The 12906-nt window shown below is 63.3% G+C and carries 12 protein-coding genes and 1 other RNA gene; 7 read left to right on the forward strand and 6 right to left on the reverse strand.

Annotation, left to right across the window (positions count from 1 at the left end; all coding sequences use genetic code 11):
- Window positions 1–4: 4 nt before the first annotated feature.
- The 4 genes from ABFC66_RS07130 to ABFC66_RS07145 form a co-directional block, all read right to left on the reverse strand.
- On the reverse strand, window positions 5–1108 hold the full coding sequence (locus ABFC66_RS07130; protein ID WP_346740258.1) for a microcin C ABC transporter permease YejB: 1104 nt from the start codon (window positions 1106–1108) through the stop codon (window positions 5–7).
- Window positions 1109–1110: 2 nt separating this feature from the next.
- Window positions 1111–2997, reverse strand: a complete 1887-nt coding sequence (locus tag ABFC66_RS07135; RefSeq protein ID WP_346740259.1) for an extracellular solute-binding protein — start codon at window positions 2995–2997, stop codon at window positions 1111–1113.
- Entirely contained in the window at window positions 2994–4844 is a 1851-nt protein-coding gene (locus tag ABFC66_RS07140; RefSeq protein WP_346740260.1) for an extracellular solute-binding protein, read from the reverse strand. The genes ABFC66_RS07135 and ABFC66_RS07140 overlap by 4 nt, the downstream gene beginning before the upstream one ends.
- A gap of 187 nt (window positions 4845–5031) precedes the next feature.
- Window positions 5032–5628 (reverse strand): cytochrome c family protein, encoded by a 597-nt coding sequence (locus tag ABFC66_RS07145; protein ID WP_346740261.1) that lies wholly within the window; start codon window positions 5626–5628, stop codon window positions 5032–5034.
- A gap of 313 nt (window positions 5629–5941) precedes the next feature.
- Here ABFC66_RS07145 and ABFC66_RS07150 point away from each other — a divergent pair, with 313 nt between their 5' ends.
- From ABFC66_RS07150 to ABFC66_RS07160, 3 genes are all read left to right on the forward strand, one after another.
- Window positions 5942–6691, forward strand: a complete 750-nt coding sequence (locus tag ABFC66_RS07150) for a 3-deoxy-manno-octulosonate cytidylyltransferase (RefSeq protein ID WP_346740262.1) — start codon at window positions 5942–5944, stop codon at window positions 6689–6691.
- An 8-nt stretch (window positions 6692–6699) separates the two neighbouring features.
- Window positions 6700–7575, forward strand: coding sequence for a prephenate dehydratase (locus tag ABFC66_RS07155; protein ID WP_346740263.1), 876 nt, complete (start codon window positions 6700–6702; stop codon window positions 7573–7575).
- 136 nt (window positions 7576–7711) lie between these two features.
- Window positions 7712–8137, forward strand: a complete 426-nt coding sequence (locus tag ABFC66_RS07160) for a DUF3617 family protein (RefSeq protein WP_346740264.1) — start codon at window positions 7712–7714, stop codon at window positions 8135–8137.
- A 19-nt stretch (window positions 8138–8156) separates the two neighbouring features.
- Here ABFC66_RS07160 and nudC read toward each other — a convergent pair whose 3' ends face one another.
- Window positions 8157–9107, reverse strand: a complete 951-nt coding sequence (gene nudC / locus ABFC66_RS07165; protein ID WP_346740265.1) for an NAD(+) diphosphatase — start codon at window positions 9105–9107, stop codon at window positions 8157–8159.
- 175 nt (window positions 9108–9282) lie between these two features.
- Here nudC and ffs point away from each other — a divergent pair.
- The 4 genes from ffs (at window position 9283) to recR (ending at window position 12356) form a co-directional block, all read left to right on the forward strand.
- An RNA gene (gene ffs, locus ABFC66_RS07170) (signal recognition particle sRNA small type) lies at window positions 9283–9379 on the forward strand.
- Between the two features lie 22 nt (window positions 9380–9401).
- Window positions 9402–11294, forward strand: coding sequence for a DNA polymerase III subunit gamma/tau (locus ABFC66_RS07175; RefSeq protein WP_346740266.1), 1893 nt, complete (start codon window positions 9402–9404; stop codon window positions 11292–11294).
- Between the two features lie 5 nt (window positions 11295–11299).
- Window positions 11300–11617 (forward strand): YbaB/EbfC family nucleoid-associated protein, encoded by a 318-nt coding sequence (locus tag ABFC66_RS07180; protein ID WP_346740907.1) that lies wholly within the window; start codon window positions 11300–11302, stop codon window positions 11615–11617.
- 139 nt (window positions 11618–11756) lie between these two features.
- Window positions 11757–12356 (forward strand): recombination mediator RecR, encoded by a 600-nt coding sequence (recR, locus tag ABFC66_RS07185; RefSeq protein ID WP_346740267.1) that lies wholly within the window; start codon window positions 11757–11759, stop codon window positions 12354–12356.
- On the opposite strand, the gene ABFC66_RS07190 is transcribed toward recR, so the two are convergent.
- Complete coding sequence (locus ABFC66_RS07190) at window positions 12353–12880, reverse strand: NADPH-dependent FMN reductase (RefSeq protein ID WP_346740268.1); 528 nt, start codon at window positions 12878–12880, stop codon at window positions 12353–12355. The genes recR and ABFC66_RS07190 overlap by 4 nt on opposite strands.
- Between the last annotated feature and the right edge of the window lie 26 nt (window positions 12881–12906).

A 12906-nucleotide genomic window follows, 5' to 3' on the forward strand; every position in this document is an offset into this window, starting at 1 on the left:
CGCCTCAGACCTCCCGCGACTCGAAGTCGATGCGCGGATCGACCCATGTATAGGTAAGGTCCGAGATCAGCGCGACGACGAGGCCGAGCAGGCCGAAGACGTAAAGCGTGGCGAAGACGACGGGATAGTCGCGATTGACGATCGACTCGTAGGAGAGAAGGCCAAGCCCATCGAGGGAGAAGATCGTTTCGATGAGAATGGAGCCCGAGAAGAATGCGCCGATGAAGGCGCCGGGAAATCCCGCGATGACGATGAGCATGGCATTGCGGAAGACGTGACCATAAAGCACCTGCTGCTCGGTCAGCCCCTTGGCGCGCGCCGTCGTTACATATTGCTTGCGGATCTCGTCGAGGAAGGAATTCTTGGTCAGCAGCGTCGAGGTCGCGAAGCCGCCAATCGTCATGGCTGTGACCGGCAGGACGATGTGCCAGAGATAGTCGAGAACCTTTCCGGCAAGCGACAGTCCCGACCAGTTGTCGGAGGTGAGGCCGCGCAAGGGAAAGATCGACCAGTAGGAACCGCCCGCGAAAAGCACGATCAGGAAGATCGCGAAGAGAAAACCCGGAATGGCATAGCCGACGATAATGACCCCGCTCGTCCACAGGTCGAAGCGCGATCCGTCCCGCACCGCCTTCCTGATGCCGAGCGGAATGGAAATCAGGTAGGTGAGCAGCGTTGTCCAGAGACCGAGAGAGATCGACACCGGCATCTTCTGGAGAATGAGGTCGAGGACGCCCGTGTCGCGGAAATAGCTCTTGCCGAAGTGAAAGCGCGAATAGTCCCAGATCATCTTGCCGAAGCGCTGATACCAGGGCTTGTCGAAGCCGAACTGCACTTCGAGCTGCTTGATGAATTCCGGGTCGAGGCCGCGCGCGCCGCGATATTTGCTGTTGAGCGCCGCGTCCGCCGCGCCGCCCGCGCCTTGCGCGAAGTCGCTACCCGTGCCGCCGATGCGCGCCGTCGCCGAGACGTCGGTGCCTGAGAGCTGCGCGATGATGCGCTCGATGGGTCCGCCCGGCGCGAATTGCACGATGACGAAGCTGATGAACATGATGCCGAGAATGGTCGGGATCATCAGCAGTAAACGCCGCGCGATGTAAGCCGCCATGTCTAACCCTCGATCCCGAGCTTCTTTGCCTTGGCCGCGTCGAACCACCAGCAGCGTTCGACGCCACGATCATATTTCGGCAGCGTTGCCGGGCGGGCGAAGATATCCCAATAGGCAAGCGCATGGCTCGCCTTGTACCATTGCGGAATCCAGTATTGCCCGGCGCGCAGCACGCGGTCGAGGGCGCGGGCCGCTACAATCTGTTCCTCGCGCGTCGGGGCGGCGATGACCTTTTCAATCAGCACGTCGATGACCGGGTTCTCGATGCCGGAGAGATTGCGGCTGCCATCGGCCTTCGCAAATTCAGACCCCCAATAGCCGCGCATCTCGATACCCGGCGTGAGGCCCAGCGAATAGCGCTGTACGGTGAGATCGAAGTCGAAGGATTTGAGCCGCTTCTGGTACTGCGCGGAATCGACCAGCCGCGATTGCGCCGCGATGCCGAGAAGCTTCAGGTTCTTGATGTAGGGGCCTTCGATGCGCTGAAGGATCGGGTCGTCACCGAGAAACTCGACGGTCAGCGCCTCGCCTTTTGCATTCTTCCGGACGCCATCGACGATCTTCCAGCCGGCCTGATCGAGAAGGCCCATCGCGCGCCGCAGAAGCTTGCGATCCTGCCCGCTGCCGTCGGTGGCGGGTGGCGCATAGGCGGGGCCGAAGACAGTCTCCGGCAGCTTCGTTCGCCATGGTTCGAGCAGCTTCAGCTCTTCGGGCGATGGCATGCCCTCGGCGCGCATCGGCGAATTCTCGAAGAAGCTCGTCGTGCGCAGATAGAGATCGTAGAAAAGATTCTTGTTGGTCCACTCGAAGTCGAAGGCGATGGTCAGCGCCTCGCGAACGCGAGGGTCCGCAAATTTTTCTCGCCGCGTATTGATGAACCAGCCTTGTGCGCCGGAGGGCGTGTGGTCGGGCAGCGTTTCGCGCTTCACGCGGCCGTCCTTGACGGCGGGGAAATCATATTGCGTTGCCCATGTCTTCGAGGTGAATTCCTCGCGAAACCTGTATTGCCCGGAGGCGAAGGCCTCGAAGGCGGCAGTGCGGTCGCGATAGAAGTCGAAGCGGAGCTTGTCGAAGTTCCACTGGCCGGCATTCACATTGAGATCGCGCGCCCAGTAATCAGCGACGCGCTCATAGGCGATGAACGACCCGGCCTTGAAGTCACCAATCCTGTAGGGGCCGCTGCCGAGCGGCGGCACCAGCGTCGCTTCGTCGAATGCGTGAGCAGAGTACCAGGCCTTGGAGAAGATCGGCAGTTCTCCCGCGAGGTAGATCGGGAGGTCGCGCGTCTGGTTGCCGGTGAAGACGATGGAGAGCGTCGACGCGTCGAGCGCCTTTGCCTCCTTCATCTCGCGCAGATTGAGCGCGATGAGCGGATGGCCTTTCGCCTTCAGCAGATTGAACGAGAAGGCCGCATCCTCGGCGGTGAGCTTCGAGCCGTCGTGAAAGCGCGCGGCCTCACGCATATGGAACAGAAGCCTGTTGCCCTTGTCGCGGATTTCGACGCTCTCGGCGGCAAGCCCATATACGGCGTCCTCCTCGTCGAGGGCGCGCGTCATCAGCGTGTCGAAGACATATTTGAGGCCGGGCGGCGCGTCGCCCTTGAGGATGTAGCCGTTGAGGGTATCGAAGCTCAGGAGCGAGGCGTTATAGACGCCGGTGGATGGCGTCTGCGAAAGCGTGCCGCCCTTGGGCGCGTCGGGCGCCGCATAATCGAAATGCGTAAAGCCCGGCTGATATTTGAGCTGACCGAAGATCGAAAGCCCGTGCAGGCGCGCCGTGTCTGCGCCTGCCGTCTGCGCGCGCAACGGGACCGGCAGCAGGCTCAGCCCCAGGCTCGCACCCAGAAGGCCGAGCACGTCGCGGCGCGGGAGATCGAACTTCGATGTCATGGCTTCGGCGGCGTTTTTTTCGCGGTCGCGTCGTACCACCAGATGTCGGGAAAGCCGATCGCGTAGGCCGGCATCTTTGCGGGGTGCGTCAGTCGCGACCAATAGGCGACACGGGCGAAAGGCGAATACCATTGCGGCACGAGGTAATGACGCCAGAGCAGGACACGGTCGAGCGCACGGGTCGCCGCGACAAGCTCCTCCCGGCTCCTGGCGAAGATCACGCGGTCGATGAGCTTCTCGACGACCTGATCGCAAATGCCGATGACGTTCCGGCTTCCCGCGCGCTTGGCCGCCTCGCAGCCCCAGAATTCACGCTGTTCATTGCCCGGTGAAAGCGATTGGCCGAAGCTCTCGACCACGATGTCGAAGTCGCGATTGTCGAGGCGATTTTGATATTGCGCCGTGTCGACGCTGCGCAGCGTCACCTTGATGCCGAGCTTGTCGAGCGATTGCTTGTAGGGCGCGACGACACGCTCGAATTGCGGATCGGCGAGCAGGAATTCGACGGCGAGCGGTTTCCCGTCCTTCATGCGCGTGCCGTTGGCGATCTTCCAGCCCGCAGCGTCGAGAAGCTCCGCCGCACGGCGCAGATTGGCCCGGTTGTTGCCGCTGCCATCGGTCTTCGGATTGCTATAGGGCGCCGTGAAAAGTTCTGGCGGAAGCTCCTTCTCGAAGGGCTTCAGCATTTCGAGTTCGAGGCCCTGCGGCGCGCCGCGCGAGGCAAGCTCGGAATTGGCGAAGTAGCTGTCCGACCGCGCATATTGCCCGGAGAAGATATTCTTGTTCTGCCACTCGAAATCGAGAGCCCAGTTGAAGGCCTCGCGGACGCGCTCGTCCTGAAAGAGCTCACGGCGCAGATTGAAGGCGAAGCCCTGCATGCCGGCCGGATTTTGCATCCGGATTTCTTCGCGTTTCACGCGCCCGTCCCGGACAGCGGGAAAGTCGTAGCCCGTCGCCCAGTTCTTCGCGCTGGTCTCGACGCGAAGATCGACCTGGTCTGCCTTGAACGCCTGAAAGGCGACGATGGGATCGCCGTAATAGTCGAAGCGCAGGCGGTCGAAATTGTTGGTGCCGCGTTTGACGGGCAGATCCTTCGCCCAATAATCCTTCACGCGCTCGTAAACGATGGAACGTCCCGGTGAGACCTCGGCAATGCGATAGGGGCCGCTTCCGATCGGGGCTTCGAGCGTCGTTTGCGAAATATCGCGTGCGCGGCCCTTGGCGTCCTTGGCCATCCAGTAGTGCTTGGGCAGGACGGGCAATTGGCCGGTAATCTGCGGCAGCTCCCGGTTGCCCTTGGCCGAAAAGACGAAGCGCACGGCGTTCGCGCCGATCTTTTCGGCCTTCTCGATGTTGCGGTAATAGGCGGCATAGAAGGGGTGAAGCTTCTTCAGCGTCTCGAAGGTCCAGATGACGTCTTCGGGCGTGACGGGTGTGCCGTCCTGAAAGCGCGCTTCCTTGCGCAGCTTGAAGGTGACGGATGAAAAATCGGATGGGTAGGAGATCGTCTCCGCGATGAGCCCGTATTCCGCGCCCGGCTCGTCCATGCTGGGTTCGAGCAGCGTGTCATATATGAAGCTGATGCCCGCGCCGACCTCGCCCTTGACGATATAGGGATTGAGACTGTCGAAGGTACCGATGGCGGCGTAACGCAGCTCGCCGCCCTTGGTGGCGTCCGGGTTCACATAGTCGAAATGCTTGAAGCCGGGGCCGTATTTGAGGTCGCCGAAAAGCGAAGCGCCGTGGCGTTCAGCGGATGTGTCGGCCGCATGGGCGGACACCGTTCCAGATGCGCTGGCGACGGACATCGTGAGCGCCAGTACGAACGCGGCCTTGCTGAACGTCATTTCCCCTCCGAAGTCGCATGTGCGGCGGCGATCGCTTCGCGCCGTCATGCTTCGAGACTTGTCAGCCATTGTGGCCATTTTTTGAGACTAGCGCGAGCCTTGGCGCAAAGGCTGATGAATTCTGCGCAAGAAAAAAGCGCCCGGAATTTCTTCCGGGCGCTTCGATCAGGTCCGGCGAGCCGGATGATTACTTCGCGGGCTTGGCTTCCGCCGGCTTTGCCGCCGCGGCGGGCGCAGCCTCAGGTGCCGGAAGCGGCAGGTTTGAGCCAAGCGTGTTCAGGTAGGCGAGCAGGTCTGCGCGCTGCTGCGGATCCTTGATGCCGGCAAACGACATCGCCGTGCCGGAGACATAACCGCGCGGATCCTTCACGAAGTGGAAGAGTTCCTCGAAGGTCCACTTGCCGCCCTTCTTCTTCATCGCCTCCGAATAGGCGAAGCCGGCAGCGCTGGCGACCGGACGGCCGACCACGGCATAGAGATCCGGGCCGATCTTGGCGCCGGCGCCTTCCTGCAGGTTGTGGCAGGCCTGGCACTTCTTCGACTGGGCTTCGCCCTTGGCCTTGTCGGCCTTGGCGAGCAGGACGGGGAGGGGTTCCTCTACCGGCGCGGCGGCAGCGGCTGCGCCGCCTTCGCCGCCCGCAGCAGCGACGCCTTCGACGACGAAAGCCTTCGGGCTGGCGGGCTCCACTTTATAGATGTAGTCGGCGAGGTTTTTCACGCCGAGCACGACGAGCACAGAAAACAGCACTGCGCCTGCGATTTTGTTGAGTTCAAAACTATCCATCGGCTCTCGCTCCGCCCGGCTCGTTTACGGAATGTCTATTCACGAAGTCGGGGCGCAGAGGTCTGGAAAACCGCCCGAAGAGGCGCGCCCACCCTTGCCCTACCCCGCAATTGGCGCGGAGATTAGCCGCTTCCGCCTCTGCGCCGCAAGCCGTATAAGTTCTCGCATTCGCAAGCCCCCGGGCGGGGTCGATCCTTCGGGAACGAGGCGGCGAAGCGGGCCCGTGGTGCGGCGTTCCGTCGCAGCCGCGTCGGCCGGAATCCGCCGGGCCCGGCCCGCAAATTCGAGACCGCCATCCGAGCAGAGGCACCCCATGTCCGCCGAGCCGATTATCGTCATTCCCGCCCGCATGGCCTCGACGAGGCTTCCCGGCAAGCCGCTGGCCGACATCGCCGGTCAGCCCATGATCGTCCAGGTCTGGCGCCGTGCCTGCGAGGCCTGCCTGGGGCGCGTCGTGGTCGCTGCGGCCGAGCGGGAGATTGCGGAAGCGGTCGTCGCTGCGGGCGGCGAGGCGGTGCTGACGGACCCCGACCTTCCCTCGGGCTCGGACCGCATCTGGCAGGCGCTCAAGGGCGTCGACCCCGAGGGCCGTCACGAGGTCATCCTTAATGTGCAGGGCGACCTGCCGACCCTCGATCCTCACCTTGTGCGCCGGGCCGCCGAAGCATTGGTGAAAACCGGCGCCGACATCTCGACGCTTGCCTGCGAGATCAAGGTCGAGGAGGAGCGCACCAACCCCAATGTGGTGAAGGCGGTGATTGCGCTGCCCGATGGCGCGCGCTCCGGCCGCGCACTCTATTTCACGCGGGCGACTGCGCCCTATGGCGACGGGCCGCATTACCACCACATCGGACTTTACGGCTATTCCCGCGCCGCGCTCGCGCGTTTCGTCTCGCTCGCGCCGTCGCCGCTGGAGCGGCGCGAAAAGCTTGAACAGCTCCGCGCATTGGAAGCTGGGATGTCCATAGAAGTGGCGCTCGTTGACACCGTTCCTCTCGGTGTCGATACTCCCGCCGACCTCGAAAAGGCGCGCGCGGCCCTCGGTCACGGCGCCGCCGCATGAAAGACGCCATGAGCTCTTCTCCCGCAAGTCCCGAAAACACCATCGCCTTTCAGGGCGAACCCGGCGCCAATTCGCATATCGCCTGCCATGAAGCCTTCCCGGACATGGTGGAGCTGCCTTGCGCGACCTTCGAGGACGTCTTTTCGGCGATCGACGAGGGCAGGGCGCGTCTCGCCATGCTGCCGATCGAGAACTCGGTCGCGGGCCGCGTCGCGGACATTCATCACCTGCTGCCGGATTCGTCGCTCTATATCGTCGGCGAGCATTTCCTGCGCGTTCGTCATCAGTTGCTCGGCGTGAAGGGTGCGTCGCTCGGCGGTCTGAAGACGATCCAGAGCCATGTCATGGCGCTCGGCCAGTGCCGCAAGGTGATCCGCGAGCTTGGGCTCACGCCGGTCGTCGCGGCGGATACGGCGGGCTCGGCGCGCGAAATCGCCAATGCCGGCGACAAGAGCCGCGCCGCCATCGCTTCCGAGCTTGCAGCCGGCATCTACGACCTCGACATTCTCAAGCGGGACATCGAGGACGCCGCGCACAACACGACGCGCTTCCTCATCATGGCGAAGGAGCCGAACGACGCCGAGCCCGAGGAAGGTCCGGTGATCACCAGCTTCATTTTCCGTGTACGGAACGTGCCCGCGGCGCTCTACAAGGCGCTGGGCGGCTTTGCCACCAATGGCGTCAACATGACGAAGCTCGAAAGCTACCAGCTCGAGGGCACGTTCAGCGCGAGCCAGTTCTATGCCGATATCGAAGGGCATCCCGCTTCGCGCAATGTCCGTCTTGCGCTGGAAGAGTTGGAATTCTTTACCACCGAGCTGAAGATTCTCGGCATTTACAAGTCGCATCCCTATCGGCGCGAGCTGGCGGTCACCGGCCGCTGAAGCACCGATTGTCTCGATACAAATTGTCCGCACACAATTTAAAGTTCGGACGGTTCTGTCTTGCCTCGAGTGATGCGTGCTAGGTTCCGCGCCGCAAATCTGCGCCGTCCATGCGCAGGCCGTTTGGAGGACCTATATGAAAAAAGCGATTTTGATTTCGGTGACGGCGCTGCTGCTGCCTGTCTCGGCCATTGCCGCCCCGCCGCAGATGGCGCCCGGTCTTTGGGAGCGCACCATGACGATGGGGACAAACACCTTTACCGACAAGGAATGCTTCACACCGGAGGACGTCAAGCAATCCGCCGAGGAAATGCTGCGCCCGGAAGGCGAGGACATGGATAACTGCAAGACCTCGGGCAAGTGGGTCGGCAACGTCTTTCACTTCACGAGCGAATGCGCGGTGCCAGACATGGGCGGTTCGATGACCACTGCCGGCACCATGACCTTCGAGAGTTCGAGCCATATGGTCCAGGAAGCTCGGACGACGAGCTCGGTCGACGGCGCGTCGCAGGTCATGACCATGAAGATCGATCACAAGCGGATCGGCGACTGCCCGAAATAGCAGCCGCCGGATTTCCGCTTCAGACCTTCTCTTCGGCGAAGGCCTTGACCAGCTGATGCGCAATGGCGAAGGGCGGCGGGAGCCAGAAGCTTCCATCGCCCTTGCCCGCCAGCACGGCCTGAATTTCCGCCCGGGTGAACCAGCGGCCCGCCGAAAGCTCGATCCCGTCGATCTTGAACTCGTCCGTATCAGCCACCGCATGGCAGCCGATCATCAGCGACGAGGGATAGGGCCAGGGCTGCGTCGAATGATAGGTGACGTGGGAAACCTTGAGCCCCGCTTCCTCGTGAAGCTCGCGGGCCACAGCTTCCTCGATCGATTCGCCCGGCTCGATGAAGCCCGCCAGCGCCGAATGCATGCCCTTCGGCCAGATCTTCTGGCGGCCGAGGAAGCAGGAATCCTTGTAGGTCGCCAGCATGATGGCGACGGGGTCTGTGCGCGGGAAATGCTCGGCCTTGCAGGACGGGCACTGCCGCTTGTAGCCCGCTTCCATGAACTCGCTCGCCGTGCCGCAGACCGAGCAGAAGCCGTGGCGCAGGTGCCAGTCGATCATGCTCTTCGCCTGGGCGAGGATTGCGAGCTCGGTCGGCGTGATGTCGCCCGACATGGCAAGGCCGCGCAGCTCCTCGAAAGCGCCGAGGCCCTTGAGCGCGGGATGGTTCTCCGCGTCCTTGAGGCCGGTGACGTCGGCGGCAAAGAGCGATTTTCCGCGCCGGTTGATGCCGAGAAAGATCACCAGCGGATCGGGCCCTGCGAGTTCCTTCAGCAGCCCCATGCGGAGCCAGCCGACATCCTTGCCGTCGCCCGGCTGCGCTTCCGGCAGGATGAAGGGCTCAAGCTTGCGGAAGGGCACGAAAAGGCTCTGCGGATCGGCCATCTGCTCGGCGATCCATGCCTTGTCGGTCCGCCGGTAGCTCGCACGGTCCAGCGGGTTATTGGCGAAGATGTTCGGATTTTCAGGAAGGCCCATAGGCAAGTCCGCTTTTTGACGTTTCTGATGGAGAATTCGGTGGGCGGCAGGGTGGCACAGGCCGGAGGCGGGCTCAATGCCGATGCGGGGCGGCACGGCCCCCGGAAGCTGCGGATTTCCGCCGGAAACGCGCGCCCTTGCAATGAGGATCGATTCCCCTGATATAGTCGCCTCGGGAGGTTGGCGATGGACGAGTCCCTCGCCAACCCGGTCAGGTCCGGAAGGAAGCAGCCGTAACGAGTTCGGCTCGGGTCGTTCGTCCAGCCTCCCACCTAATTTTCCTGAAAGGCGCTCATGGACGGCAGCGAGGAAAATCCGGCGCTCTTGGCAGACGAGCCGCACCGGCCGGACCCTGCCGAGGAGCCCGGTTTCGCGCTCCTGGGCGGAGAGGCAAAGCCCGCGCGCCAGCAGGCCTCCGGCTATCAGGTCCTCGCCCGCAAATATCGCCCCTCCAGCTTCGAGGATCTCGTCGGCCAGGAAGCCATGGTCCGCACCCTCTCGAACGCCTTCGAGACGGGCCGCATCGCCCATGCCTTCATGCTCACGGGCGTTCGCGGCGTCGGCAAGACGACGACCGCCCGCATCCTCGCCCGGGCGCTGAACTACGAAAAGCCGGGCGTGACCGCGCCGACGATCCATATGGACGGTTTCGGCGTCCATTGCGAAGCGATCATGGAAAGCCGCCATGTCGACGTGATGGAAATGGACGCGGCTTCCCGCACCGGCATCGACGACATTCGCGAGATCATCGAAAGCGTGCGCTACCTGCCGGTTTCGGCGCGCTACAAGGTCTACATCATCGACGAAGTCCACATGCTCTCGAAGGCCGCATTCAACGGCCTTCTGAAGACGCTTGAGGAACCGCCGGCGCATGTGAAGTTCATTTTCGCGACGACTGAAATCCGGAAAGTCCCGGTGACGGTGCTTTCGCGCTGCCAGCGTTTCGATCTGCGCCGCCTCTCTGTCGATGAGTTGTCGGGGCTTCTCGGGCGCATCTCGAAGAAAGAGAATGTCGAGGTCGAGGAAGCGGCGCTGAAGCTCATCGCGCGTGCCGCCGACGGCTCCGCGCGCGATTCGCTCTCCCTGCTCGACCGCGCCATCGCGCATGGCAGCCAGATGGGCGAGGCGTTCATTCACGAGTCCGAAGTCCGCGACATGCTGGGCCTTGCCGACCGCGCGCGCATTTTCGATCTCTTCGACTTCGTGATGAAGGGCGACGTGGCGGGCGCGCTGAACGAGCTTCGCGCCCAATATGATGTCGGTGCCGACCCCGCCGTCGTGCTTTCCGATCTCGCCGATCTCGTCCATTGGCTGACGCGGTTGAAACTTGTGCAGGGCGCGGCAGACGATCTCGCCATGTCGGAGACGGAGCGCCAGCGCGGTCAGGACATGGCGGCGCGGCTTCCCATCCGCGTTCTTTCGCGCACTTGGCAGATGTTGCTCAAGGGGCTCTCGGAAGTGCAGGGCGCGACGCGCCCCATCGCGGCCGCCGAAATGGTGCTGGTGCGGATCGCCTATGTCGCCGATCTGCCGGGACCGGAAGAACTCATCGAGCAGTTGAAGGGTGGCGGCGCCCTCTCGCGGCCCGCGCCGGGCGCTGCGCCCTCGGGCGGCGGCGGTGGCGGCGAACGCGCGCAATTGCGCTCCGTCGCTGGCGGCCAGGCACAGCAGAGTCCGCAGCAATCCTATGAGCCCGCGCCCGCCGTTGCGACGCAGGGCCCGACGCTCAAGCGCTTCGAGGATGTGATCGCGCTGCTGGCCGAGAAGCGCGACATCAAGCTCAAGCATGCGCTGGAAACCGGCGTGCGCCTCGTGCGCTTCGAGCAGGGCCGCATCGAGATCCGCCTTCTCGAAGGCGCGCCGGGCAGCCTCGCCACAGAACTTTCCGAACGCCTGAAGCGCTGGACCGGCGCGCTCTGGGTCGTCTCGCTCTCGCGCGAGGAAGGCGCCCCGACGCTGAAAGAGCAGGCGACGACGCGCGAGCAGAAGCTGAAAGACGACGCCCGCGCCGACCCGCTGGTCAAGGCCGCGCTTGCCGCATTCCCCGGCGCCGAAATCGTCCATGTGCGTGATCCGCGTGCCGACGAGTTGCCGGTCATACCACTTGCCCCGAGCGGCGAAGTCGTGTCCGCCAGCGCCGATGAACTCGGCTCGGACGATTTTACTCCCGACGAATATATGGATTGAGTAGCGTGAAGAACTTCACCGACATCATGAAGCAGGCAAAGGCTCTCCAGTCGAAGATGGAGGCCTTGCAGACCGAACTCGAAGCGCTGGAGGTCGAAGGCAGCGCGGGTGGCGGTCTGGTGCGCGTGGTGATGGGCGGCAAGGGCGCCGTGAAGCGCGTTTCGATCGATCCGAGCCTTCTGAAGGAAGGCGAGGGCGAAATCCTCGAAGATCTGATCGTCGCCGCAGCCGCCGATGCGAAGGCCAAGGCCGACCGGGAAGCCGCCGAGAAGATGAAAGCCGTCACCGGCGGTCTGCCGCTTCCGCCCGGCTTCAGTCTTTGATGGCCGGTGTTTCGAGCAGCGGGATACTTACCTCGTCATTGCCGGGCTTGACCCGGCAATCCAGCATATCGGGCACTGCATTTGCGGCTCTGGATGCCCGGGTCAAGCCCGGGCATGACGATTGGAGTGAAGACTTCACATGCCGGTAACCGGACCAGAAATCGAACGGCTGATCCAGCTTCTCTCGAAGCTGCCGGGTCTCGGCCCACGTTCCGCGCGCCGCGCCGTGCTCCAGCTCATCAAGAAGAAAGAGACGCTGCTCGCGCCTCTCGCCGTCGCCATGGCGGATGCGGCGGAAAAGGCCTGCGTCTGCTCCATCTGCGGCAATGTCGATACGCAGGATCCTTGCGCCATCTGCACGGACCCGACACGCGAACCGACGACGCTATGCGTGGTGGAGGAAGTGGGCGACCTCTGGGCGCTCGAACGCGCGGGCGTCCACAAGGGCCGCTACCATGTGCTTGGCGGCGTGCTCTCAGCGCTCGACGGCGTCGGTCCCAACGATCTCAACATCGGCTCGCTGGCCGAGCGTGTCGCAAAGAATGGCATCAAGGAAGTGATCCTTGCGATGAATGCAACCGTCGATGGCCAGACGACCGCGCATTACATCACCGATCGCCTCGAGGGCACGGGCGTCATCATCTCGCGCCTCGCGCATGGTGTGCCGGTCGGCGGTGAACTCGACTATCTTGACGATGGAACGCTTGCCGCCGCAATGAAATCGCGACGACCGTTCTAGTTACGCCCGATCGCCTGCGCGAAATCTGACACTGCTTTTCGTAGCACATCCGCAATCTCGGCATCTGCCGCAATCCCGCCCTCCGGCATGGCGCGGCCGAGCAGCGGAACGGCAATCGACGCTTCGGGCACGATCCGCGCCGCCATCATGGTCAGCGTTTCCGTGAGCGATGCCAGCGCATGAACCGCGCGCGGGCTCGCATTGATGATGGCGACGGGCTTTTCGTAGAACTCTCCGCTTCCGACCACCCAATCGAGCGCGTTCTTCAGCACGCCCGGAACGCCATGCGCATATTCCGGGCTTGAAAAGACTACACCATCCGCGCCCGCGAGCGCGGCGCGAAAGTCGGTGACGGCGCCCGGTGCCGCCTCGCCGTCGAGATCGGGATTGAAATGCGGCAGGTCTCCGATGCCGTTATAAAGCGAGACCTCGACGCCTTCGGGTGCGAGAGCCGTCAGAGCGCGCAGAAGTTGCGTGTTCGACGACGCGTTCCGCAGGCTTCCCGATATGGCGAGAATGCGCATGAGCTTCTCCATTCGCCCTGATTCAC

Origin of the sequence: Parvibaculum sp. (assembly GCF_039680535.1) — a bacterium.
In the GTDB taxonomy this organism is placed as follows: domain Bacteria; phylum Pseudomonadota; class Alphaproteobacteria; order Parvibaculales; family Parvibaculaceae; genus Parvibaculum.